Genomic DNA, 23,884 nt, shown 5'->3' with positions numbered 1-23,884 from the left:
ATCCCCGCTCGCTCGATGGCCTGCGGGATTCTCACTGCCCGCAGGTTCCGCCCGTGACCAATCTTCACCAGCCTGAAACTCCCAAACCGGCCATTCGCAGCGTGCTGGTCGCGCTGATGCTGGCGATCTTTCTCGGGGCATTGGACCAGACCATCGTCGCCGTCTCGATGCCCGCCATCTCCGCACAGTTCAAGGACGTCAGCCTGTTGGCCTGGGTGATTTCCGGGTACATGGTGGCAATGACCGTGGCCGTGCCGATCTACGGCAAGCTCGGCGACCTGTACGGACGGCGCAAATTGATGCTGTTCGGCATGGGCCTGTTCACCCTCGCCTCGTTGTTTTGCGGCATGGCGCAGAGCATGGAGCAACTGGTGCTGGCGCGGATTCTCCAGGGCATCGGCGCCGGCGGGATGATTTCGGTGAGTCAGGCGATCATTGGCGACATCGTTCCGCCCCGCGAACGCGGGCGCTATCAGGGTTACTTCAGCAGCATGTATGCGGTGGCCAGCGTCGCCGGGCCGGTGCTCGGCGGCTACATGACCGAATACCTGTCGTGGCGCTGGGTATTCCTGATCAACCTGCCGCTGGGGCTGGGCGCCTGGTGGGTGGCCAATCGCAACCTGCGCGGGCTGCCGATTCCGCAGCGCAAACCGATCATCGACTACCTCGGCACGCTGTTGATGATCATCGGTTTGACCGCGTTGCTGCTGGCCATCACTCAGGTCGGTCAGGGCCATTCGTGGCGCAGCAGCGAAGTGCTTGGCTTGTTCGCCTGTGCGGTGCTGGTGCTGGCGGTGTTCGTCTGGCATGAACGCCGGGCGCGCGAGCCGCTGCTGCCGATGCATTTGTTCACCAACCGCAACGCGTTGCTGTGCTGGTGCACGATTTTCTTCACCAGTTTTCAGGCGATCTCGCTGATCGTGCTGATGCCGCTGCGCTTTCAGAGCGTCACTGGAGCCGGTGCCGATGCGGCGGCGTTGCACTTGCTGCCGCTGGCGATGGGCCTGCCGATAGGCGCCTATTTCGCCGGACGTCGCACCTCGGTGACTGGTCGTTACAAACCTCAGATTCTGACGGGTGCGATCCTGATGCCGATTTCGATTCTCGGCATGGCGTTCAGCCCACCGGATGCGACGCTGGTCAGCAGTCTGTTCATGCTGCTCAGCGGGATTGCCGGCGGCATGCAGTTCCCGACTTCATTGGTGGGCACACAGAACTCGGTGGATCAGCGCGACATCGGCGTCGCCACCAGCACTACCAATCTGTTCCGCTCGCTGGGCGGTGCGGTGGGGGTGGCCTTGATGTCGGCGTTGTTGCTGGCGTTGTTGCAGGATTCGAGTTTCGCCCATCTGGCGAGCAACTCGCTGCTCAGCGAGGGCCATTCGGGCAACGTGCTGCTCGACGGCCTGAACGCCGCACCGGGCGACGCGCAAACCGCCCTGCGCGCCGAGCTTTCGGTGACGTTCCGGCATCTGCTTTGGGTGAGTACGGCGGTGTCGCTGCTGGGGCTGGCGGCGGCGATTGCGATGCCGAACAACCTGCTGCGCGGGCGCGAGCACGGCGCCAAATAACAGCAAAAGATCGCAGCCTGCGGCAGCTCCTACAGAGATGCATTCCCATGTAGGAGCTGCCGAAGGCTGCGATCTTTTGATTTTCAGGGGCTGTAGTAACCCACCGCCACCAGAAAATGCCCGACCTTCTTCAAGTACGCATGCTTGTCCTCGACCTTGCCGGTCACCGGGTTTTTCCAGCGGTATTCGTATTCACCGTCATCCTGCTTGGCGATCAGCGCCAGCATCGGCTCGCCCACCGGCTTGCCTTCCGGGTCCTTGATCTTGCTGAAGTCGGTGTTGATCAGGCGCAGGTTGGTGCCGTGGGCAACGTAGCGCTGGGTGTCCAGATCGACCACGAACACATACAAATCATCCTGCAGATAACCGCCCTTGAGCGAGTTGATGGCGGTCAGCGTGCCCTTCTCGTTTTTCCCCAGATCGGTTGCAGCCTTGTCGAGAAGTGCCTTGGCCTGCTCGGCTGAAGCACGCGGCAAATAATAGCCAACCGCGAGAATCCGCTGGCCGATGCGCTGGTAGTAGACATGCTTGCGCTCGACCTTGCCGTCGGACCAGTTCTGCCAGCGGTACTCGGCCTGTTGAATGCCGTTGCCTTCCGGCACCAGCAGGGCGTCCTTGAAGGCTTTCTGCAAGTCCGGCGCGAGCACCTCGCTGACGTCACGGCCGATCAAGGCTGAAGAGGGCCCGCCGCTGGCGAGCATCACACCCTTGGTGTCGACCACGAACACGTAGCGATCCTTGTCGACGAACTCGCCCTGACGGCTGAACGCGGCGAAGGCCTTGTCGCCGTTGTCGTGGTAATAGGCCAGGGCCTTTTCCAGCAAAGCGATGGCGGCCTTGCTGTCGTCCTTTTGCGTGGCGGCAGCGTTGACTTGCCCTGCCCCCACAAAAAGCATCACCCCGAGCCACGCCACTTTATGCAGAAACCCCATAACGCATCCCTCGTTCTTGTTGGTGTTTCAAGAGCGTAGACGGATTGGGCTCGGACGGAGGTCGAAGATGAATCCAGAAGTTGCCGCATTTCCTGTGGCGAGGGAGCTTGCTCCCGCTCGGCTGCGAAGCAGTCGCAAAACCCGCAAATGCGCTCTACCTGAACGAAAGCAGGGGAGCGCTTCGCACTCCAGCGGGAGCAAGCTCCCTCGCCACAAGATATCCTGACTCAGGCCCTACGGCCGGGCATTGATCTGCTGTTGCAGGTTCTGGATCTGCGCCTGCAGGGTGTTGAGGTTGCGGGTCATCTGGCCACGAAATGCGTCGAACTCGGCGGTATTGCCGCCACCCTGCGCAGCGGCCGGGCGATTGTCCTGTTCACTCTTGAGGACGACAATTTCCTGCTCCAGACGCTCGATCGCCGCGTTCGAATTGCCCTGCTTCTTCAGTGCCGTGATATCAGCGCTGAGGCTTTTCAGTTGAGCGTCATAACTCTTGAGCTGCGCATCGACCTTGCCGGTGTCGGCCGGGGCGCTTTTCAGGGTCGCCAGTTCGGCACTCAAGGCTTTGACCTGAGCCTGCAACTGGGTATTGGCGTTCTGTTGTTCGGTGGTCTGCGCGGTCATCTGCGCCAGACGCTTGTCCAGATCGCTGGCCTGACCGACCACGCCTTGCTGCTGTTTGCTCTGATCCAGCAACTGGGTTTCCAGCTGTTTGATCTGCAGCTTCAAGGCTTCGCTGTCGCTGTTGACGTTGCTCTGGCTGGCGACGACTTTGCCGGAAATGTCCTGCAGGCGCCCTGCAGCTTCCTCGCTGATGCGTGCAAAGCTTTCCTGGGTCGCGACCAATTGCTGCTCCATCAGCGAAATCTGCTGAAAGCTCCACCAGGCCAGACCGATGAAGGCGAAGAACAACGCGCCGACCAGTGCCCACAGCGGCCCGGTACTCGCAGCCTTGACCTTGACCACCGGCGGTGTGCGCGAGTGCACGGAGGTGCGGGCGCTGGGCGGAATGTCATCGTCGTCAAAGGTGTCGGCCCGCAGGCTCGGTACATCGTCGAAATCGTCGTTGGCATCGTTACGCATGGACATTGAGGCAACCTTTGTGGAACGCGGTGATGGCTAAATGCTGCGAAGTATAACCACCGCAGCCGCAGGGATTGACCCTCAAGCGGCAGTGCGGTTCATTGCCGGCCGGGCGACTTGTATCAACGGATGTCCTGGGCTTTCCACCAGCCACAGAACTCGTCGAGGGCCGACCACAGGCTGATTTTCGGATCGTAGTCCAGATAATGCCGGGCGCGGCTGATGTCGAGGGTGAAATTTTTCTTCATGACCTGCATGCCCAGCCGCGACAGGGTCGGCTCCGGACGGCCCGGCCAGAGTTTGCACACGCCTTCATTGAGCGCAGCAACGCTGTAGGCCAGGCCGTACGAACGGTATTTGGTGACCTGCGGCACTTCCATCTTGCGCATCACGTAATTGACCACATCCCACAACGGTACCGGCGCGCCATTGCTGATGTTGTAGGCCTTGCCCAGCGCGGAGCCGGCCGCCAGCAAGCTGCTGAGCAGCGCTTCGTTGAGGTTCTGCACACTGGTGAAATCGACTTTGTTCAGACCGTCGCCAATGATCGCCAGACGGCCCTTGCGCTGCATGTTCAGCAGGCGCGGGAAGATGCTCATGTCGCCGGCACCCGTGACAAAGCGCGGACGCAGGGCGATGGTTTCCAGACCGAACTCCTGCGCACCGAAGACCTTTTGTTCGGCCAGGTATTTGGTCGCCGCGTAGTGATGTTTGAAACGCTTGGGCAATTGTTCTTCGGTCAGACCGAGGTGATCGCGGCCATCGAAATAGATCGACGGCGACGACAGATGCACCAGGCGCCGCACGCGTTGTTTGAGACAGGCTTCGACGACGTTTTCAGTGACCTGCACGTTGCCCTGATGAAAGTCCTGATAGCGTCCCCACAAGCCGACGGCACCGGCGCAGTGCACCACGGCTTCGACGTCGGCGCAGAGTTCGCGCACCAAGTCCGCATCGGTGAGATCGCCCGGGACGAACTCGGCGCCACGGCGCACCAGATGCTCGACGCTTTCGGCCCGGCGACCGTTGACCCGCACGTCCAGGCCTTGCTCCAGGGCGAAACGCGCAAAGCGCCCGCCTATGAAGCCGCTTGCGCCGGTGACCAGAATTTTCATGTAACGCTCCGATGACTTTCGTTTACCTGATACGTCTGTCTTGACGCTGATCATCAGCCCAAGGGCACCAGCCAGCGCGATGAAGAACGTAGCAATTGTTCGGTCAGCAAGGCCAGCAGCTGACCGCCATTGCGCCAATGATGCCAGTACAACGGCACATCGATCGGTTTATCTGGCAACAGTTCGCGCAATACACCGCGTTGCAGTTGCTCGCGCACTTGCAGTTCCGGCACCAGTCCCCAGCCGAACCCGGCTTCGGTCAGGCGCACAAACCCTTCGGAGGACGGACACAAATGGTGCTCGAATCCGCCATCGACACCCAGCGATGCGAGATAGCGATGCTGGAGGAAATCGTCCGGGCCAAACACCAGCGCCGGGGTGCGCGGCAGCTGTTCGGCGCGTACCCCGTCGGGGAAATGCCGCTCGATGAATGCCGGACTGGCCAGCGCCCGATAGCGCATCGCCCCGAGCAACACGCTGCGCGCACCGGCCACCGGGCGTTCGCTGGCACAGACACATGCCGCCACTTCCCCGGCCCGCATGCGCTTGAGGCCGACGGTCTGATCTTCCACTACCAGATCCAGCAATAAATGCTGCTCGGCGCAAAAATCGCCCACCGCTTCGGCCCACCAGGTCGCGAGGCTGTCGGCGTTGAGGGCGATGCGCAAACGTTCCGGCAGCCCCTCTTCGTCGAGTGCGGGGACCAGGGTCTGCAAGTCCCGCTCAAGCAGGCGCACCTGCTGCACATGGTTGAGCAGGCGCCGGCCAATCTCGGTCGGCGACGGCGGCGTACCGCGCACCAGCACCGGTTGGCCAACCCGCGCTTCCAGCAGTTTGATCCGCTGCGAGATCGCCGATTGCGACAGGCCCAGCACCTGCGCGGCACGTTCGAATCCGGCCTGCTCGACCACGGCGGCCAACGCGGAAAGCAATTTATAGTCGAACATCAGTTTTCCTAATGAGCGATCAGCACTATTGGTTTTTCTTATACAGCTTTCGACCGGAGAATAGCCAGCAAGCACTCTTGATCAAGGAACACGGCAATGGCTGGCGAAACCTCTCTCACGACTCTGCTGCGCAGCATGAGCCCGCAGCTCAATGCCGGCGAATACGTGTTCTGCACCCTGCGCGACGCGCCGTTGCCCAATGGTCTGGAAATTGTCGGCAGCTTCCGCGAGCAGGAAGGCCTGACCGTGATTCTCGAGCGTTCCCAGGCTGAACGCGCCGGGTTCAGTTTCGATTATGTCGCGGCGTGGATCACCCTCAACGTGCATTCGGCACTGGAAGCCGTTGGCCTGACCGCTGCGTTCGCCAGCGCACTGGGTAAGGCCGGGATCAGTTGCAACGTGATCGCCGGTTACTACCACGATCATTTGTTTGTCGGTCAGGCCGACGCCGAACGCGCCATGCACGTGCTGCGCGATCTCGCAGCCAATGCGGAGTAATTATTGATGTGGCAAAGCTATGTGAACGGGCTATTGGTGGCCCTGGGGCTGATCATGGCGATCGGCACCCAGAATGCTTTCGTATTGGCTCAGAGCCTGCGCCGCGAACATCACCTGCCGGTGGCGGCGCTGTGTGTGGCCTGCGATGCGCTGCTGGTGGCGGCCGGGGTGTTTGGCTTGGCCACTGTGTTGGCGCAGAACCCGACGTTGCTCGCGGTGGCGCGCTGGGGCGGCGCCGTCTTTCTGATCTGGTACGGCAGCCAGGCGCTGCGCCGGGCGTTCTCGAAACAGAGTCTGGATCAGGGTGAAAACCACACCGTGCGCTCGTTGCGCGCGGTGATGCTCAGCGCGCTGGCGGTGACGCTGCTCAACCCGCACGTTTATCTGGACACGGTGTTGCTGATCGGCTCGCTGGGGGCGCAGCAATCGGTGCCGGGGGCTTATGTCGTGGGTGCGGCAAGTGCTTCGCTGCTGTGGTTTTTCACCCTCGCCCTCGGTGCCGCATGGCTCGCGCCGTGGCTGGCAAGGCCGAGTACCTGGCGGATTCTCGATCTTCTCGTGGCAGTGATGATGTTCACCGTAGCCGGTCAGTTGATCCTGGCCTCGTGATTTATTCCAAAAGGCTCTGGAACCTCTATCCCACACAGTTGTTGCGTGGTTAAGCCTTGACCCCGGTGCTATGATCCGAACCCTGCGCCGCAAAGAGTAAAAACTCGTCGGTGCATTTCTGGCCGCCCGTGATCGGCCTTGCGCTCACCGCAACAGACCTGATTAGGAGAATCATCATGGCTTTCGAATTGCCGCCGCTGCCTTACGCACACGATGCCCTGCAGCCGCACATTTCCAAGGAAACCCTGGAATTTCACCACGACAAGCACCACAACACCTATGTCGTGAACCTGAACAACCTGGTGCCAGGCACCGAGTTCGAAGGCAAGACCCTGGAAGAGATCGTCAAGACTTCCTCGGGCGGCATCTTCAACAACGCCGCTCAGGTCTGGAACCACACGTTCTACTGGAACTGCCTGGCGCCAAACGCCGGCGGTCAACCAACCGGCGCGCTGGCTGAAGCCATCAACGCAGCGTTCGGTTCGTTCGACAAGTTCAAGGAAGAGTTCAGCAAAACCTCGATCGGCACCTTCGGTTCCGGCTGGGGCTGGCTGGTGAAGAAGGCTGACGGTTCCCTGGCCCTGGCCAGCACCATCGGCGCCGGTAACCCGCTGACCAGCGGCGACACCCCGCTGCTGACCTGCGACGTCTGGGAACACGCTTACTACATCGACTACCGCAACCTGCGTCCGAAGTACGTTGAAGCGTTCTGGAACCTGGTCAACTGGAAGTTCGTTGCCGAGCAGTTCGAAGGCAAAACCTTCACCGCTTAAGCTGCGCGCCAGTCAAAAAACCCGGCTATTGCCGGGTTTTTTTATGCCTTTGCTTTGTGTAGGAGCTGCCGCAGGCTGCGATCTTTTGACTTTGATTTTTTAAAGCAAGATCAAAAGATCGCAGCCTGCGGCAGCTCCTACAGGGAATAGCGTTTTTCTCACGATAACCGTTGTCTGCGGCGGCTTGCCGGGGCAGCACATCGGACTAACATCAAACAGAGGAAAAATTGTCCCGCACCGCTCAAGTTGAGGGCCGAAACTACCGACACAGTACAAATAGAGCTGACACTCCAGACAGCAGCATTTCGGCCAACGCCACAGGCAAATATCCTTGGGCTTGATTGTCCCTTTGACTGCCAACACGGGATTGCCAATACTCATGGCAACTTGACGCTACCCGCACGGAACAAGGAATAACCCTTTGAAGCTGGAACTCAAGAACAGCTTGTCGGTGAAGTTGCTCCGGGTCGTGCTCCTTTCGGCATTGATCGTCGGCGTGGTCTTGAGCTGCGCCCAGATTGTTTTCGATGCCTATAAAACCCGCCAGGCGGTGGCCGGCGACGCGCAGCGCATCCTCGACATGTTCCGTGATCCCTCGACTCAGGCGGTCTACAGCCTGGACCGGGAAATGGGCATGCAGGTGATCGAAGGCCTGTTCCAGGACGACGCCGTGCGCCAGGCCTCCATCGGCCATCCGAACGAAGCGATGCTCGCGCAAAAATCCCGTGAGTTGCAGCACTCCAACAGCCGCTGGCTGACCGATCTGATCCTCGGCCAGGAACGCACCTTCACCACCCAACTGGTCGGTCGTGGCCCCTACAGCGAATACTACGGCGACCTGAGCATCACCCTCGACACCGCCACCTATGGCGAGAGTTTCATCGTCAGTTCGGTGATCATTTTCATTTCCGGCGTACTGCGCGCCCTGGCCATGGGCCTGGTGCTGTATCTGGTCTATCACTGGCTGCTGACCAAGCCGCTGTCGCGGATCATCGAGCACCTCACTGAAATCAATCCCGATCGACCCAGCGAGCACAAGATTCCGCAGCTCAAGGGCCACGAGAAAAACGAACTGGGGATCTGGATCAACACCGCCAACCAGTTGCTCGAGTCCATCGAGCGTAACACCCACCTGCGCCACGAAGCGGAAAACAGCCTGCTGCGCATGGCCCAGTACGACTTCCTCACCGGCCTGCCGAACCGCCAGCAATTGCAGCAGCAACTGGACAAGATTCTGGTGGACGCCGGCAAGCTGCAACGCCGGGTCGCGGTGCTGTGCGTGGGGCTGGATGATTTCAAAGGGATCAACGAGCAGTTCAGCTATCAGACCGGCGACCAGTTGCTGCTGGCACTGGCCGATCGCCTGCGCGCCCACAGCGGTCGCCTTGGCGCCCTTGCTCGTCTGGGTGGCGACCAGTTTGCCCTGGTGCAGGCCGATATCGAGCAGCCTTATGAGGCGGCAGAACTGGCGCAAAGCATCCTCGATGATCTGGAAGCGGCGTTTGACCTCGATCATCAGCAGATCCGACTGCGCGCGACCATCGGCATTACCCTGTTCCCCGAAGACGGCGACAGCACCGAGAAACTGTTGCAGAAAGCCGAGCAGACCATGACGCTGGCGAAGACCCGCTCGCGCAATCGCTATCAGTTCTACATCGCCAGCGTCGACAGCGAGATGCGCCGCCGTCGCGAACTGGAAAAAGACCTGCGTGACGCGCTGATTCGCGACCAGTTCTACCTCGTCTATCAGCCGCAGATCAGCTACCGCGATCACCGCGTGGTCGGGGTCGAAGCACTGATTCGCTGGCAGCATCCGGAGCATGGTCTGGTGCCGCCGGACCTGTTCATCCCGCTGGCCGAGCAGAACGGCACCATCATCGCCATCGGCGAATGGGTGCTCGATCAGGCCTGCAAACAACTTCGGGAATGGCACGATCAGGGCTTCGTCGACCTGCGCATGGCGGTCAACCTGTCCACCGTGCAACTGCACCACGCCGAACTGCCGCGGGTGGTCAACAACCTGCTGCAGATCTACCGCCTGCCACCGCGCAGCCTGGAGCTGGAGGTCACCGAAACCGGCCTGATGGAAGACATCAGCACCGCCGCCCAACACCTGCTGAGCCTGCGCCGCTCCGGGGCGCTGATTGCCATCGACGACTTCGGCACCGGCTATTCATCGCTGAGTTACCTGAAAAGCCTGCCGCTGGACAAGATCAAGATCGACAAGAGCTTCGTTCAGGACCTGCTGGATGACGACGACGATGCGACCATCGTTCGCGCCATCATCCAGCTGGGCAAGAGCCTGGGCATGCAGGTGATCGCCGAAGGCGTGGAAACCGCCGAGCAAGAGTCCTACATCATCTCCGAAGGCTGTCACGAAGGTCAGGGTTACCACTACAGCAAGCCGCTGCCGGCCCGGGAGCTGACCGCCTACCTCAAGCAAGCCCAACGCAGCAACGCGGCTATTTTATAAAGTCAAAAGATCGCAGCCTGCGGCAGCGCCTACAGGGATCGCATTTCCCCTGTAGGAGCTGTCGAGTGAAACGAGGCTGCGATCTTTTGATCTGCGCCATCACACCGGCGTAAATAAGAAATATTTCCAGCCACAACCCTTTACACATAATGCGAAAGATTTGCATTATGTCGCAGCTTTGCGCACCCCCGCGCCCTGTCCATTCCATTACCGAAGCAGGATGTTCGCCATGATTCGTATGCCTCTGGCTACCGCCAGTCTGCTGGCCATCGCTATTTCCCTCGCCGGTTGCGGCGAAGGCAAAGACAAGGCTGCCGCTCCGGCCGCGCCGACGCCGGCCGCCAGCACCGCCGCTGCACCGGCCCCCGCCGCTGCCGGTAAAGTCGATGAAGCCGCCGCCAAGGCTGTGGTCGCGCATTACGCCGACATGGTCTTCGCCGTCTACAGCGATGCCGAATCCACTGCGAAAACCCTGCAAACCGCGGTCGACGCGTTCCTCGCCAAGCCGAACGCCGACACCCTGAAAGCCGCCAAGGCTGCCTGGGTCGCTGCGCGCGTGCCTTACCTGCAGAGCGAAGTGTTCCGCTTCGGCAACACCATCATCGACGACTGGGAAGGTCAGGTGAACGCCTGGCCGCTGGACGAAGGCCTGATCGACTACGTCGACAAGTCCTACGAACACGCACTGGGCAACCCGGGTGCCACCGCCAACATCATCGCCAACACTGAAGTGCAGGTCGGCGAAGACAAGGTCGACGTGAAGGACATCACTCCGGAAAAACTCGCCAGCCTCAACGAGCTGGGCGGTTCCGAAGCCAACGTCGCCACTGGCTACCACGCGATCGAATTCCTGCTCTGGGGCCAGGACCTGAACGGCACCGGCCCGGGCGCCGGCAACCGTCCGGCGTCGGATTACCTGGAAGGCGCCGGCGCCACTGGCGGTCACAACGATCGTCGCCGTGCCTATCTCAAAGCCGTGACCCAACTGCTGGTCAGCGACCTGGAAGAAATGGTCGGCAACTGGAAGCCGAACGTGGCTGACAACTACCGCGCCACCCTGGAAGCCGAGCCGGCTGAAAGCGGTCTGCGCAAAATGCTGTTCGGCATGGGCAGCCTGTCCCTGGGTGAACTGGCGGGCGAGCGCATGAAGGTTTCGCTGGAAGCCAACTCGCCGGAAGACGAACAGGATTGCTTCAGCGACAACACCCACAACTCGCACTTCTACGATGCCAAAGGCATTCGTAACGTGTACCTGGGCGAGTACACCCGGGTTGACGGGACCAAGATGACCGGCGCCAGCCTGTCGTCGCTGGTGGCCAAGGCTGACCCGGCTGCCGACACCGCGCTGAAAGCCGATCTGGCCGCTACCGAAGCCAAGATCCAGGTCATGGTCGATCACGCCAACAAGGGTGAGCACTACGACCAGTTGATCGCTGCGGGCAACACCGCCGGCAATCAGATCGTGCGTGACGCCATCGCCGCACTGGTCAAGCAGACCGGTTCGATCGAAGCCGCTGCCGGCAAGCTGGGCATCAGCGACCTGAACCCGGACAACGCTGATCACGAGTTCTGATCACGCGCGTCTGCGTCAAAAAAGGCGACCTTCGGGTCGCCTTTTTCATGCCTGCTTTTTGCGGTGATGCTGATGGCCTCATCGCTGGCAAGCCAGCTCCCACAGGTTTCGCGGCGTTCACACACTCCGGGTACAACACAAATACTGCGGGAGCTGGCTTGCCAGCGATGGCTGCGCCTCGGTCTCGAGTGAAACCCTGCCGCAAATCAAGCAAACGATAATTCCTCTTATTCAAACTCCCCCGCCCTGTTAGACTTTGCGCCTTTGTTTTCGCCCGCCCGCAGGATGTCTGATGCCCTCGCTGCCGCTTCGCTTGTCCGCACTGTTTCTGGCCCTGGGCCTGAGTGCCTGCGATGACGCCCCGCGCTTTACCAAGGCTGAGCCCGGTGAAGCGCGTTCGGGCGGGGCGACGACTGTGCGCAAGACCGATCAGAATGCGTTCTCGCTGCCTTCGGCCAATCTGCCGCCGTCGCGTCGAGTCGACTTCAGTGTCGGCAACAGTTTCTTCCGCAGTCCGTGGGTGATCGCGCCGTCGACCACCACCGCCCGCGATGGCCTCGGCCCGTTGTTCAACACCAACGCCTGCCAGAACTGCCACATCAAGGACGGCCGTGGCCACCCGCCGGCACCGGATGCGGCGAACGCGGTGTCGATGCTGGTGCGCCTGTCGATTCCCGATTCGCCGGCCTATGCCAACGTCATCGAGCAACTCGGCGTAGTGCCGGAGCCGGTCTACGGCGGGCAGTTCCAGGACATGGCCGTACCCGGAGTTACGCCCGAGGGCAAGGTGCGCGTCGAATACACCCCGGTGCCGATTCGTTTCAAGGACGGCACCGAAGTCGAGCTGCGCAAACCGGTGCTGCAATTCACTCAGTTGGGCTACGGCCCGATGCACCCGGACACGCGCTTCTCGGCCCGGGTTGCGCCGCCGATGATCGGCCTCGGCCTGCTCGAAGCGATTCCCGAGGACGCGATACTCGCCAACGCCGCCGCGCAAGCCAAAGAGAACAACGGCATCAACGGCCGAGCGAATCGGGTCTGGGATGACGCGCAGCAAAAGACCGTCATGGGTCGATTCGGCTGGAAAGCCGGGCAACCCAATCTCAATCAGCAGAATGTCCACGCGTTTTCCGGAGACATGGGCCTCACGACCAGCCTGCGCCCCTTCGATGACTGCACCGACGCGCAAACCGCGTGCAAACAGGCACCCAATGGCAATGGCCCGGACGGCGAGCCGGAAGTCAGCGACAACATCCTGCGTCTGGTGCTGTTCTACACGCGCAACCTGGCAGTGCCGGCACGTCGTGGCGTCAATGACGAACAAGTGCTGGCCGGCAAGAACCTGTTCTTCCAGGCCGGCTGCCAGTCCTGTCACACCCCTCAATACACCACCGCCGCCAACGCCGCCGAACCTGAACTGGCCAATCAAGTGATTCGCCCGTACAGCGATCTGCTGCTGCACGATATGGGCGAGGGTCTGGCCGACCACCGCAGCGAATTCCAAGCCTCCGGCCGCGACTGGCGTACTCCGCCATTGTGGGGCATCGGCCTGACGCAGGCAGTCAGTGGTCACACCCAGTTTCTGCATGACGGCCGCGCCCGCAACCTGCTCGAAGCCGTGCTCTGGCATGGCGGCGAAGCGCAGCAGGCGCAGCAACAGGTTTTGTCTTTCAACGCCAAACAGCGTGCCGCGCTGCTGGCGTTCTTGAACTCACTTTAAACACTTAAAAGAATCGGGAGCCCGACATGTTCCGTCCCAAGTTGTTGTTCACCAGCCTTGCCGCACTCGCCCTCGGCGCCTGCTCGCCGCAGGACCCGCAAGCGGTCACGTCGGCCGCCATCGCCAAATCGGTGATCCTGCCGACCTACACCCGTTGGGTCGAAGCCGACAAGCAACTGGCGGTCAGCGCCCTCGCCTACTGCCAAGGCAAGGAAACCCTGGAAACCGCCCGCGCCGACTTCCTGCACGCGCAGAAAGCCTGGGCAGAGCTGCAACCGTTGCTGATCGGGCCACTGGCCGAGGGCAACCGTTCGTGGCAGGTGCAGTTCTGGCCGGACAAGAAAAACCTCGTTGGCCGTCAAGTCGAGCAACTGGTCACCGCCCAGCCGCAGATCGACGCCGCCGCACTGGCCAAATCCAGCGTGGTGGTGCAGGGCCTGTCGGCTTACGAATACATCCTCTTCGATGAAAAACCGGACGTCGCCAACGCCGAGCAAAAAGCCAAATACTGCCCGTTGCTGATCGCCATCGGCGAGCGCCAGAAGCAACTGGCCGAAGAGATTCTGCAGAGCTGGAACAACACCGACGGCATGCTCGCGCAAATGAGCAAATTCCCCAACCAGCGCTACGCCGACTCCCACGAAGCGATCGCCGATCTGCTGCGTGTGCAGGTCACCGCCCTCGATACCCTGAAGAAAAAACTCGGCACGCCAATGGGCCGTCAGAGCAAGGGGGTGCCGCAACCGTTCCAGGCCGATGCATGGCGTAGCCAGTCGTCGCTGACCGCGCTGGAAGCCAGCCTCGCTGCCGCCAAAACCGTCTGGGAAGGCGTCGACAACAAGGGCCTGCGCGGTCTGTTGCCGGCCGAGCAGAAACCGTTGGCAGACAAAATCGACGCCGCTTACGCCGCATCGCTGGAGCTGTTCGGCAGCACGCAGCGCTCGCTGACCGAAATGCTCCAGGACGACGCCGGTCGTCAACAACTCAACGATCTCTACGACAGCCTCAACGTCGTCCATCGCCTGCACGAAGGCGAACTGGCCAAGGCGCTGGGCATCCAACTGGGCTTCAACGCCAACGACGGTGACTGATGAGGGCAAGTGCCATGCTGCGACGCCAGGCTCTGACTTTAGGTAGTTTGCTGCTGGGAGCAGTGACACTGGGCGGCTGGACGCTGTTCAAGCGCAAGGATCAGAGCCCGCTGCTGCTCTCGGCGCGCGACGACACCGACGGCAAGCATTACGCCGTCGGTTATCGGCTGGACGGTACTCGGGTGTTCGCCACCCAGGTCGGCCAGCGTTGTCACGACATCATCAACCACCCGACGCTGCCGATCGCGCTGTTCGTCGCCCGCCGCCCGGGCACCGAGAGTTACCTGATCGACCTGCGCGACGGGACCTTGCTGCAAACCGTGACCTCGCAGCCGAACCGGCATTTCTACGGCCACGCCGTGGTGCACAAGGACGGCGAATACCTGTACGCCACCGAGAACGACACCACTGATCCGGGGCGTGGCCTGCTCGGGGTGTACAGGTTCGAAGGCGAGCGGCTGGTGCACAGCGGCGAGATCTCCACCCATGGCCTCGGACCACATCAAGTGTCGTGGATGCCCGATGGCGAAACCCTGGTGGTGGCCAACGGCGGTATCCGCACCGAGGCCGAAAGCCGCGTCGACATGAACCTCAACGCCATGGAACCCAGCCTGGTGCTGATGCAGCGCGACGGCACGCTGCTGAGCAAGGAAACCCTTGCGCAGCAGATGAACAGCGTGCGCCACCTGGGCATTGCCAGCGACGGCACCATCGTCGCCGGCCAGCAGTTCATGGGCGCCTCGCATGAGCGCTCCGAGCTGTTGGCGATCAAGCGTCCGGGTCAGCCCTTCGTGGCGTTCCCGGTGCCGGAGCATCAGTTGCAGTCGATGGGGCATTACACCGCCAGCGTTGCGGTGCACAGTGAACTGCGACTGGTGGCGTTGACCGCACCGCGCGGCAACCGCTTCTTCATCTGGGATCTGGACAGCGGCGAAGTGCGCCTCGACGCGCCGCTGCCCGATTGCGCCGGCGTCGGTGCGGTGCAGGACGGCTTCGTCGTGACCTCGGGTCAGGGCCGTTGCCGCTACTACGATTGCCGCCAGGATGAGCTGCTGGCCAAGCCGCTGGAACTGCCGGCGGGGCTCTGGGATAACCATCTGCACCTGATGGCGTAAAACAATCCTAAAAGATCGCAGCCTGCGGCAGCTCCTACATTGGAATGCGATCCCTGTAGGAGCTGCCGCAGGCTGCGATCTTTTTGCGCCTCCCTGTAATAACTGGCAGTTGGAATCCCCACCTGACTCGGAGTAATGTGCCCGCCTGTCTCACCTGATTTATCCAAGGAACTGGAAAAATGCTGCGTCGCCGCATGCTGATCATGTTGGGTGTTGTCTTGCTGGTCGTCCTGGTATTGGGCGGGTACAAAGCCTTTTCGATCTACACCATGATCCAGGGCTTCTCCAAACCGAAACCGCCGATCAGCGTCGCCGTGGCCCGCGCTACCGAACAGCCGTGGCAGATGCGTTTGCCCACCGTCGGCTCGCTCAAGGCCTTGCAAGGCGTCGAGCTGAGTCTTGAAGTCGCCGGCACCGTCACTGAACTGAAATTCGAATCCGGACAGAAGGTCAAGGCCGGGCAGCCACTGCTGCAGCTCGACAGTGCCGTCGAAGCCGCCCTGCTGGAAACCGCCAAGGCTGACCTGGGCCTGGCGCAACTGGATTTCGGCCGGGGCAGCCAGTTGATCGACAGCCGGGCCATCTCCAAAGGTGAATACGACCGGCTCTCGGCGGTGCTGCAAAAGGAGCGGGCCACGGTCAATCAGCTCAATGCAGCACTGGCGAAAAAGCGCATCGTCGCGCCGTTCAGCGGCACCATCGGGATTCGTCAGGTCGACATCGGCGACTACCTCGCCAGCGGCACTAAAATCGCTACCCTGCAGGATTTGAGCAGCCTCTACGCCGACTTCTATGTGCCGGAGCAATCGGTGCCAAAACTGGCCATCGGCCAACCGGTGCAGATCGCAGTTGCGGCCTATCCCGGACAGACCTTCCCCGGCGCCATCAGCGCGATCAACCCGATTGTCGAGAGCACCACGCGCAATATTCTGGTGCGCGCGACCCTGGCCAACCCCGACGGCAAATTGCTGCCGGGCATGTTTGCCAGCCTCGACGTGCTGCTGCCCGATCCACAGCAACACATCGTGGTGCCGGAAAGCGCGATCACCTACACCCTCTACGGCAACTCGCTGTACGTGGTCGGGCAACAGAAGGCCGAGGATGGCAGCGTGGTCAAGGACGACCAGAGCCAGCCGGTGCTGATCGCCGAACGCCGTTTCATCGAGACCGGTGAACGCCGCGATGGCCTGGTGATGATCAACAAGGGCGTGCAGAGCGGCGAACAAGTGGTGACCGCCGGCCAGATCAAACTGGACAACGGCGCACACATTGCCATCAGCGACGACAAGACCCTCGGCGAGCAGAACAGTCCGCCCCGCGCCGACTGATCAAGGAATCCCCATGGCTTTTACCGATCCGTTCATCCGCCGCCCGGTGCTCGCCACCGTGGTCAGCCTGCTGATTGTGCTGCTGGGTTTCCAGGCCTGGAGCAAACTGCCGCTGCGCCAATACCCGCAAATGGAAAACGCCCTGATCACGGTGACCACCGCCTACCCCGGGGCAAACGCCGAGACCATTCAGGGCTACATCACCCAACCGATGCAGCAAAGCCTGGCCAGCGCCGAAGGCATCGACTACATGACCTCGGTCAGCCGCCAGAACTTCTCGGTGATCTCGATCTACGCGCGCATCGGCTCCAACACCGACCGCTTGTTCACCGAACTGCTGGCCAAGGCCAACGAGGTGAAGAACAAACTGCCGCAGGACGCTGAAGACCCGGTGCTGAGCAAGGAATCGGCCGACGCCTCGGCGCTGATGTACATCAGTTTCTTCAGCAAGGATTTGAGCAACCCGCAGATCACCGACTATCTGTCGCGGGTGATCCAGCCGAAACTGGCGACCCTGCCGGGCATGGCCGAAGCGGAGATTCTCGGCAATCAAGTGTTCGCGATGCGCCTGTGGCTCGACCCGGTGAAGCTCGCCGGTTTCGGCCTCAGCGCCAGCGATGTGACCAACGCCGTGCGCCAGTACAACTTCCTCTCCGCCGCCGGCGAGGTGAAGGGCGAATACGTGGTCACCAGCATCAACGCCAATACCGAACTGAAATCCGCCGAAGCCTTCGCGGCGCTTCCGCTCAAGGTCAGTGGCGACAGCCGCGTGCTGCTCAGTGATGTGGCGCGGGTCGAGATGGGCGCGGAAAACTACGATTCGATCAGCTCGTTCGGCGGCACGCCGTCGGTGTACATCGGCATCAAGGCCACGCCCGGGGCCAACCCGCTGGACGTGATCAAGGAAGTGCGCAAGCTGATGCCGGAACTGGAAGCGCAGTTGCCGCCCAACCTCAAGAGCGAGATTGCCTACGACGCCACGCTGTTTATTCAGGCCTCGATCGACGAAGTGGTGAAAACCCTGTTCGAAGCGGTGCTGATCGTCATCGTGGTGGTGTTCCTGTTTCTTGGCGCGTTGCGTTCAGTGGTGATCCCGGTGGTGACCATCCCGCTGTCAATGATCGGCGTGATGTTCTTCATGCAGATGATGGGCTACTCGATCAACCTGCTGACCCTGCTGGCAATGGTGCTGGCCATCGGTCTGGTGGTGGACGACGCGATTGTCGTGGTGGAGAACATTCACCGGCACATCGAAGAAGGCAAGACGCCGCTGGAGGCCGCACTGGAAGGCGCACGGGAAATCGCCATGCCGGTGGTGTCGATGACCATCACCCTGGCGGCGGTGTATGCGCCGATCGGCTTCCTCACCGGACTGACCGGGGCCTTGTTCAAGGAGTTCGCCCTGACCCTGGCCGGTGCCGTGGTGATTTCCGGGATTGTCGCCCTGACCCTGTCGCCGATGATGTGCGCCCTGCTGTTGCGTCACGAAGAAAACCCCAGTGGCCTGGCGCACCGCCTCGACCGTATTTTCGACAGCCTCAAACGCCGCTACCAGAGCATGCTCCACGGCACCTTGAACACACGGCCGGTGGTGTTGGTGTTCGCAGTGATCGTGCTGTGCCTGATCCCGGTGTTTCTCAAGTTCACCAAGTCGGAACTGGCTCCTGATGAGGATCAGGGCATCATCTTCATGATGGCCACGGCCCCCCAGCCGACCAACCTCGATTACCTGAGCACCTACACCGACGAATTCATCAAGATCTTCAAAGAGTTTCCGGAGTACTACTCCTCGTTCCAGATCAATGGCTACAACGGTGTGCAAGCGGGCATCGGCGGCTTCCTGCTCAAGCCGTGGAACGAGCGCAGCCGCACCCAGATGCAGATCCTGCCCGAGGTGCAAGGCAAACTGGCGAGTATCCCCGGCCTGCAGATTTTCGGTTTCAACCTGCCCTCCCTGCCCGGCACCGGTGAAGGTCTGCCGTTCGAGTTTGTGGTCAACACGGCCAACGACTACGAGTTGCTGTTGCAAGTCGCTGACCGGATCAAGAAACGTGCGATGGAGTCGGGCAAGTTCGCCTTCGTAGACCTCGATCTGGCGTTCGACAAGCCGGAAGTGGTGGTCGATATCGACCGCGCCAAAGCCGCGCAGATGGGCGTGTCGATGCAGGACCTCGGTGGAACACTGGCGACGCTGCTGGGCGAGGCGGAAATCAACCGTTTCACCATCGAAGGCCGCAGCTACAAGGTGATTGCTCAGGTCGAACGACCGTACCGCGAAAACCCCGGCTGGCTGAACAATTACTACGTGAAAAACACCCAGGGCGAGCTGCTGCCGCTGTCGACCCTGATCAAGGTCAGCGACCGGGCACGGCCGCGCCAGCTCAACCAGTTCCAGCAACTCAACGCGGCGAAGATCTCCGGGTTCCCGCTGGTCAGCATGGGCGAAGCCATCGACACCGTGCTGCAGATCGCCCGGGAAGAAGCGCCGGCGGGTTTCGCCTTCGACTATGGCGGCGCCTCGCGCCAGTACGTGCAGGAAGGCAGCGCCCTGTGGGTAACCTTCGCCCTCGCGTTGGCGATTATTTTCCTGGTGCTGGCGGCGCAGTTCGAAAGCTTCCGCGACCCGTTGGTGATTCTGGTGACGGTGCCGCTGTCGATCTGTGGTGCATTGATTCCGCTGTTCCTTGGCTGGTCGAGCATGAACATCTACACCCAGGTCGGCCTGGTGACATTGATCGGGTTGATCAGCAAGCACGGGATCCTGATCGTCGAATTCGCCAACCAGTTACGCAAGGACAAAGGCCTGACCGCGCGCGAAGCGGTCGAGGAAGCCGCGGCAATCCGCTTGCGCCCCGTGTTGATGACCACGGCGGCGATGGTGTTCGGCATGGTGCCGTTGATTCTGGCGACCGGTGCCGGTGCGGTGAGCCGGTTTGATATCGGCATGGTGATTGCCACGGGGATGTCGATCGGCACCTTGTTTACCCTGTTTGTGCTGCCGTGCATCTACACCCTGCTGGCAAAGCCCGATCCCAAATCATGACCATGTCCGTGTAGGAGCTGCCGAAGGTTCGGGCCGCGTTCGGACGATCTTTTGATTTTGTTTTTAAAAGCCGAGATCAAGATCAAAAGATCGCAGCCTGCGGCAGCTCCTACACAGGGGATTTTCATTCATGCATAAAAAAGGCCTCGCATCTGCGAGGCCTTTCATTTTGGCTTCAATCGGTTCAACTCTGTGGCCTCATCCCTTGAGAAAGTCCGAACATGAACAACAACAGATCATGGTCGGGTTTAGTCGCCACGGTGGCTTTCGCCACCCGTGGTACTGCGCAGTGAGCATCGCCGGTCGTGCCACCGATCACCTGCATGCGGGGCTGCTCCCAGGCCGCCACCGCCAATGAAGCAACTGCCAAGGCTCCAACCAAAAACAAACCTCGTGCAATTTCGAGTTTCATCGCTATAAACCTTTGATAGCGCTGCCAAACGCCGTCTCGTAAAAGTAGACGAGTTTTTTCCAGTCCGTGTCGCTGAACGACGAATGGCGACGCAATTGCTTCATGTCATGGGAGGCCGCGCGATAAGCGGTCAGACGCTGGCGGCATTTTTCCAGATCGATCAATGCCACTTCGACCTGCGCCGCGTCGCCCTCACCGGTCACCCGTACAAATACGTGTTTGATGTAGATACAGCTGTGCTGCCAGCGGCCCTTGTGCATGCGCGCCAGGTTTTCTGCCAGGTCTTTGAGCACGCGCTCGTAGACGGCTTCGCCGTATTGCGCACGACCACCGGCGGCTTCCCACTTTTCAAGTTCGTCGAAGCCGTCCAGTGACTTGGTCACCAACAGCGCACGCCACTTGTATTGCGGATCGGGCTGCGCGCCGCAGAAGACGATTTGCGGGACGCGGACACCGAGACGGCTGACGCCGGTCAGTGCATCCAGCTCGCGCAAGACCGTCGGACGGCCGAAAGGATGCAGCCAGCTGCGATAGATATGTCCGGTCTGGCGCTTGGCATACAGTAACTGGCCGTCACGGCCCACGACCCGTTGCACACCACTTTCCCCGCCACGGCGTACGTTGGGCTCTTCCACCCATTCACCGCGCTGGTTCCAGTAGTAATCGAAGCGATCCTGGGGAGCGACTTCCGTTTCTGCTGCTGTTTGCACCACCATCCTGTTACCTCTTGCGTAATACGTAAACCCGCCACATGGCATAGAGCGGGATAAAATCGAGTTGTTCCTGAATGCGAAAACCTGCTTCTTCGAATTCTTTTTCAACTGTCACAGCCGGTAACACAAACCGGTTCTGGTAACCTTCCTGCCCGCGACGCCGCTCGGCGCGCTTGCGTTTCCAGGCCTTGAAATTACCGTCCACCCACAACGAAATGATGACGCTATCACGGGTGACGCGCTCGAACTCGCGCAGAATCGCCCGCCGGTGCTCGGCTTCACCGATGTGATGCAGCAATCGCATGCAGAAAATGCTGTCGACGGCGTTATCGGGCAAAGCAATGTCGAACGCTGACGTGTGCAAAGGTTGTACCCGTTTCACGACGTCAGCCGGTTGCGCTTGCATCGCGGTCTTGATCATCGACTCGGAATTGTCCGCACCAATGATCACCCGGTTGGGCTTTTCCGCCAGCAACGGCCAGAAACGCCCTGCACCGCACGGCAGATCCAGAACCAGCCCCGGCTCGCCGGCCAGCGTCAACGCCTTGCGGGCCAACTGCTCGTCCCGCCAGTGAGACAACCGACGACCTAGACCGTCCTGATGCTTGCGCAAATATTTTTGTGCATGCTGGTCATCATACTTTTCGGAAAAATCGAGCTTGATCGGTCTGCTCATCATGGGGGCTCCTGATTGACTGATACCCTTACCATAGGTAGTGGCATGTCAGCGTCAGGTCGTCCCTATGTGAAAATTACGTCAGGTAAACCGGCAAATTATTACAGGGTTTTACAAGCGAAAAGCAATAGCGCGGGCCGGTCAACGATTCTCAACGCTTGCCCAGCGTGACCTCGAAGCGGCAACCATTAGGCTCCATGGTACTCAACGTCACCTCCCAGCCCTGGTTTTCACAGATTCGCTGCACCAGTGACAAGCCCAGCCCCAAGCCTTCACCGCGCTTTTCATTGCCACGCACGAAGGGCTGGAACATGGCTTCGCGTTTTTCCTCGGGAATACCCACACCCGAGTCTTCGACGACGAAACCGTTGTCGTTGAGTGTCAGGCGAATGAATCCGTGTTCGGTGTAGTGACAGGCATTGCGCAGCAAATTACCCATGACCGCGCTGAGCAGGGTGGCATTGAAACAGGTGTCCGGCGGGTTGCCCGACTCGTACATCAGTCGCAGCCCTTTCGACTCGATCGGTTCACGCCAGATACCCAGCAGTCCGTCAGCCACTTGGGCAAGGGTCTGCTGCGGCGCGGAACCGGCGTCTTCCCGCTGAGCGCGGGCGAGCATCAGGAAGGTCTGCACCAGTTCGCGCATTTCCTCGCTGGCTCGGGCAATTCGCTCGACCTGGGCCCGACCGCGCTGATCCAGCCCCGGGTTTTCCAGAAGCAGCTCGCAGGAACTGGCCAACACCATCAACGGCGTACGCAGTTCGTGGCTGACATCGCTGGTGAACAGCCGCTCGCGGGTCAGTGCCTGCCGTAGACGCCCGAGCGTGGCATCGAACGCCACCGCGAGTTCGCCGACTTCGTCAGCCGCATAATCCGGTGCCAAGGGTGGCGCCAGCCCCAACAGTTGATCGCGGTGGCGCACTTGCCGCGCCAGGCGCACCACCGGCGCCATGACCTTGCGCGCCAACACCCAGCCGAGAAACACCGCCAGTGCCAGACTGAGCACAAACCCCACCAGCACCACGGCGAACAGCACGCGTTCACGTTCTTCGAAATCGCTTTGATCCTGCAGCAGGACATAACGACGGCCGTCGACGATCTCGACCATCGCGTGATAAGACAACTGCTCGCGGAACACTTCGTGGAAGCCCGCATCAAGGTGACGCAGATCCTTGGGCAGCTCGAAATCGCCTGGCCCACCGCTGAAATAGAACAACTGATCCGGTTCCGGGCGATGGCTCCAGTCCGAGACGTTGTCCATCAGCAACAGACGTTGCAGGTCGCCGCCCAGCCCCGCCGAAATCAGTTTTTCCTCCACCAGGTGCACGGTCGCCACAATACCCATGGCAAAGGCCCCGGCCACCAGCGCACTCATCAGCGCAAAGGCGATGATGATCCGCTGGGAAAGGCTTTGCTTAAACTCCATCACGCCCCTCGGCCAGGCGGTAACCCACACCGTGCACGGTTTGCAGCAACGGTTTGGCGAAGGGCTTGTCGATCACCTGACGCAATTGATGGACATGGCTGCGCAGGCTGTCGCTGTCCGGGCAGTCGTCACCCCACAATGCTTCTTCGAGAATTTCCCGACGCAGGACGTGGGGGCTTTTCTGCATCAGCACCGCCAGCAGTTTGAGGCCGACCGGATTCAGCTTGAGCAGCTTGCCCTCGCGGGTCACTTCCAGGGTGTCGAGGTCGTAGCTCAAGTCGCCGACCTGCAACGCGCGGCGTCCGCCACCCTGGGTCCGGCGCATGACGGCCTCGACGCGCGCCGCCAGTTCGGACAGGGCAAACGGCTTGACCAGGTAATCGTCGGCCCCGGACTTGAAGCCCTCCAGACGATCATCCAGTTGATCGCGGGCGGTGAGCATGATCACCGGCGTGTCGCGCCGCGCGTCTTCACGCAGACGCTTGCACAGGGTGTAGCCATCGATCCCGGGCAGCATGATGTCGAGCACGATCAGGTCGTAATGCTCGGTGGCCGCCAGATGCAAGCCTGACAAACCGTCCTGGGCACAATCGACGGTATAGCCTTTGAGCCCCAGGTAATCGGCCAGATTGGCCAGGATGTCGCGGTTGTCTTCGACCAATAGAATTCGCATTGGCATTTCCTCCGTACACGGTGACGGCCGTCTTGGCCCGCGCAGCTTAAGGCCTACGCCGGTTCAGGGCTAGGGCCGGCACGCGCGCAAGTCCATTTGCCCAGGCAAATTAA

The 23,884-nt window shown here is 61.0% G+C and carries 20 protein-coding genes; 11 read left to right on the top strand and 9 right to left on the bottom strand.

The window, feature by feature from the left end; translation table 11 throughout:
• Nucleotides 1–53: 53 nt before the first annotated feature.
• Nucleotides 54–1,571: an MDR family MFS transporter gene (locus L6D63_RS09175; protein ID WP_131671126.1), complete on the top strand. Its 1,518-nt coding sequence runs from the start codon at nt 54–56 to the stop codon at nt 1,569–1,571.
• Nucleotides 1,572–1,654: 83 nt separating this feature from the next.
• Here L6D63_RS09175 and L6D63_RS09170 read toward each other — a convergent pair whose 3' ends face one another.
• From L6D63_RS09170 to L6D63_RS09155, 4 genes are all read right to left on the bottom strand, one after another.
• Nucleotides 1,655–2,503, bottom strand: a complete 849-nt coding sequence (locus L6D63_RS09170) for a cache domain-containing protein (protein WP_131671125.1) — start codon at nt 2,501–2,503, stop codon at nt 1,655–1,657.
• Nucleotides 2,504–2,737: 234 nt separating this feature from the next.
• Entirely contained in the window at nt 2,738–3,592 is an 855-nt protein-coding gene (locus tag L6D63_RS09165) for an ATPase (protein WP_131671124.1), read from the bottom strand.
• Nucleotides 3,593–3,708: 116 nt separating this feature from the next.
• Nucleotides 3,709–4,701 carry an NAD-dependent epimerase/dehydratase family protein gene (locus L6D63_RS09160; RefSeq protein ID WP_131671123.1) on the bottom strand — a complete coding sequence of 331 codons (993 nt, stop codon included), beginning with the start codon at nt 4,699–4,701 and terminating at the stop codon, nt 3,709–3,711.
• A gap of 53 nt (nt 4,702–4,754) precedes the next feature.
• Nucleotides 4,755–5,648 carry a LysR family transcriptional regulator ArgP gene (locus L6D63_RS09155; protein ID WP_041068427.1) on the bottom strand — a complete coding sequence of 298 codons (894 nt, stop codon included), beginning with the start codon at nt 5,646–5,648 and terminating at the stop codon, nt 4,755–4,757.
• Between the two features lie 96 nt (nt 5,649–5,744).
• Here L6D63_RS09155 and L6D63_RS09150 point away from each other — a divergent pair, with 96 nt between their 5' ends.
• The 10 genes from L6D63_RS09150 (at nt 5,745) to L6D63_RS09105 (ending at nt 19,871) form a co-directional block, all read left to right on the top strand.
• Nucleotides 5,745–6,146, top strand: coding sequence for an ACT domain-containing protein (locus tag L6D63_RS09150; protein ID WP_041068425.1), 402 nt, complete (start codon nt 5,745–5,747; stop codon nt 6,144–6,146).
• A 6-nt stretch (nt 6,147–6,152) separates the two neighbouring features.
• On the top strand, nt 6,153–6,755 hold the full coding sequence (locus L6D63_RS09145; RefSeq protein WP_047296156.1) for a LysE/ArgO family amino acid transporter: 603 nt from the start codon (nt 6,153–6,155) through the stop codon (nt 6,753–6,755).
• Between the two features lie 176 nt (nt 6,756–6,931).
• Nucleotides 6,932–7,528 carry a superoxide dismutase gene (locus L6D63_RS09140; RefSeq protein ID WP_003227660.1) on the top strand — a complete coding sequence of 199 codons (597 nt, stop codon included), beginning with the start codon at nt 6,932–6,934 and terminating at the stop codon, nt 7,526–7,528.
• Nucleotides 7,529–7,949: 421 nt separating this feature from the next.
• Entirely contained in the window at nt 7,950–10,001 is a 2,052-nt protein-coding gene (locus L6D63_RS09135) for a putative bifunctional diguanylate cyclase/phosphodiesterase (RefSeq protein ID WP_041068421.1), read from the top strand.
• Between the two features lie 229 nt (nt 10,002–10,230).
• Nucleotides 10,231–11,574 carry an imelysin family protein gene (locus tag L6D63_RS09130; protein WP_027612472.1) on the top strand — a complete coding sequence of 448 codons (1,344 nt, stop codon included), beginning with the start codon at nt 10,231–10,233 and terminating at the stop codon, nt 11,572–11,574.
• 292 nt (nt 11,575–11,866) lie between these two features.
• Nucleotides 11,867–13,294: a di-heme oxidoreductase family protein gene (locus tag L6D63_RS09125; protein WP_131671122.1), complete on the top strand. Its 1,428-nt coding sequence runs from the start codon at nt 11,867–11,869 to the stop codon at nt 13,292–13,294.
• Nucleotides 13,295–13,320: 26 nt separating this feature from the next.
• Complete coding sequence (locus tag L6D63_RS09120) at nt 13,321–14,385, top strand: imelysin family protein (RefSeq protein WP_108183658.1); 1,065 nt, start codon at nt 13,321–13,323, stop codon at nt 14,383–14,385.
• A 14-nt stretch (nt 14,386–14,399) separates the two neighbouring features.
• Nucleotides 14,400–15,500 carry a DUF1513 domain-containing protein gene (locus L6D63_RS09115; RefSeq protein ID WP_131671121.1) on the top strand — a complete coding sequence of 367 codons (1,101 nt, stop codon included), beginning with the start codon at nt 14,400–14,402 and terminating at the stop codon, nt 15,498–15,500.
• A 179-nt stretch (nt 15,501–15,679) separates the two neighbouring features.
• A complete protein-coding gene (locus tag L6D63_RS09110; protein WP_131671120.1) occupies nt 15,680–16,828 on the top strand; it encodes an efflux RND transporter periplasmic adaptor subunit in 1,149 nt (382 codons plus the stop codon).
• 13 nt (nt 16,829–16,841) lie between these two features.
• Nucleotides 16,842–19,871 (top strand): multidrug efflux RND transporter permease subunit, encoded by a 3,030-nt coding sequence (locus L6D63_RS09105; RefSeq protein WP_047296167.1) that lies wholly within the window; start codon nt 16,842–16,844, stop codon nt 19,869–19,871.
• Between the two features lie 184 nt (nt 19,872–20,055).
• Here the strand turns inward: L6D63_RS09105 and L6D63_RS09100 are convergent, their stop codons facing one another.
• From L6D63_RS09100 to L6D63_RS09080, 5 genes are all read right to left on the bottom strand, one after another.
• On the bottom strand, nt 20,056–20,283 hold the full coding sequence (locus L6D63_RS09100) for a hypothetical protein (protein WP_131671119.1): 228 nt from the start codon (nt 20,281–20,283) through the stop codon (nt 20,056–20,058).
• Between the two features lie 2 nt (nt 20,284–20,285).
• Complete coding sequence (locus L6D63_RS09095; RefSeq protein ID WP_047296168.1) at nt 20,286–20,999, bottom strand: lipopolysaccharide kinase InaA family protein; 714 nt, start codon at nt 20,997–20,999, stop codon at nt 20,286–20,288.
• Nucleotides 21,000–21,003: 4 nt separating this feature from the next.
• Complete coding sequence (locus L6D63_RS09090) at nt 21,004–21,672, bottom strand: class I SAM-dependent methyltransferase (protein WP_047296170.1); 669 nt, start codon at nt 21,670–21,672, stop codon at nt 21,004–21,006.
• Between the two features lie 151 nt (nt 21,673–21,823).
• Entirely contained in the window at nt 21,824–23,098 is a 1,275-nt protein-coding gene (locus L6D63_RS09085) for a sensor histidine kinase (protein WP_041068403.1), read from the bottom strand.
• Nucleotides 23,088–23,771 carry a response regulator transcription factor gene (locus L6D63_RS09080; RefSeq protein WP_047296172.1) on the bottom strand — a complete coding sequence of 228 codons (684 nt, stop codon included), beginning with the start codon at nt 23,769–23,771 and terminating at the stop codon, nt 23,088–23,090. The genes L6D63_RS09085 and L6D63_RS09080 overlap by 11 nt, the downstream gene beginning before the upstream one ends.
• Between the last annotated feature and the right edge of the window lie 113 nt (nt 23,772–23,884).

The organism is Pseudomonas parakoreensis (assembly GCF_021602155.1).
Lineage (GTDB): Bacteria > Pseudomonadota > Gammaproteobacteria > Pseudomonadales > Pseudomonadaceae > Aquipseudomonas > Aquipseudomonas parakoreensis.
This window is presented reverse-complemented; position numbering and strand designations above follow the sequence as displayed.

Excerpts from the sequence above, each read along its gene's own strand:
- L6D63_RS09105 (WP_047296167.1), top strand. The coding sequence starts at position 16,842 with ATGGCTTTTACCGATCCGTTCATCCGCCGCCCGGTGCTCGCCACCGTG.
- L6D63_RS09155 (WP_041068427.1), bottom strand. The coding sequence starts at position 5,648 with ATGTTCGACTATAAATTGCTTTCCGCGTTGGCCGCCGTGGTCGAGCAG.
- L6D63_RS09090 (WP_047296170.1), bottom strand. The coding sequence starts at position 21,672 with ATGAGCAGACCGATCAAGCTCGATTTTTCCGAAAAGTATGATGACCAG.
- L6D63_RS09110 (WP_131671120.1), top strand. The coding sequence starts at position 15,680 with ATGCTGCGTCGCCGCATGCTGATCATGTTGGGTGTTGTCTTGCTGGTC.
- L6D63_RS09170 (WP_131671125.1), bottom strand. The coding sequence starts at position 2,503 with ATGGGGTTTCTGCATAAAGTGGCGTGGCTCGGGGTGATGCTTTTTGTG.
- L6D63_RS09130 (WP_027612472.1), top strand. The coding sequence starts at position 10,231 with ATGATTCGTATGCCTCTGGCTACCGCCAGTCTGCTGGCCATCGCTATT.
- L6D63_RS09140 (WP_003227660.1), top strand. The coding sequence starts at position 6,932 with ATGGCTTTCGAATTGCCGCCGCTGCCTTACGCACACGATGCCCTGCAG.
- L6D63_RS09125 (WP_131671122.1), top strand. The coding sequence starts at position 11,867 with ATGCCCTCGCTGCCGCTTCGCTTGTCCGCACTGTTTCTGGCCCTGGGC.
- L6D63_RS09100 (WP_131671119.1), bottom strand. The coding sequence starts at position 20,283 with ATGAAACTCGAAATTGCACGAGGTTTGTTTTTGGTTGGAGCCTTGGCA.
- L6D63_RS09080 (WP_047296172.1), bottom strand. The coding sequence starts at position 23,771 with ATGCGAATTCTATTGGTCGAAGACAACCGCGACATCCTGGCCAATCTG.
- L6D63_RS09115 (WP_131671121.1), top strand. The coding sequence starts at position 14,400 with ATGCTGCGACGCCAGGCTCTGACTTTAGGTAGTTTGCTGCTGGGAGCA.
- L6D63_RS09150 (WP_041068425.1), top strand. The coding sequence starts at position 5,745 with ATGGCTGGCGAAACCTCTCTCACGACTCTGCTGCGCAGCATGAGCCCG.
- L6D63_RS09085 (WP_041068403.1), bottom strand. The coding sequence starts at position 23,098 with ATGGAGTTTAAGCAAAGCCTTTCCCAGCGGATCATCATCGCCTTTGCG.
- L6D63_RS09165 (WP_131671124.1), bottom strand. The coding sequence starts at position 3,592 with ATGTCCATGCGTAACGATGCCAACGACGATTTCGACGATGTACCGAGC.
- L6D63_RS09160 (WP_131671123.1), bottom strand. The coding sequence starts at position 4,701 with ATGAAAATTCTGGTCACCGGCGCAAGCGGCTTCATAGGCGGGCGCTTT.
- L6D63_RS09145 (WP_047296156.1), top strand. The coding sequence starts at position 6,153 with ATGTGGCAAAGCTATGTGAACGGGCTATTGGTGGCCCTGGGGCTGATC.
- L6D63_RS09120 (WP_108183658.1), top strand. The coding sequence starts at position 13,321 with ATGTTCCGTCCCAAGTTGTTGTTCACCAGCCTTGCCGCACTCGCCCTC.
- L6D63_RS09095 (WP_047296168.1), bottom strand. The coding sequence starts at position 20,999 with ATGGTGGTGCAAACAGCAGCAGAAACGGAAGTCGCTCCCCAGGATCGC.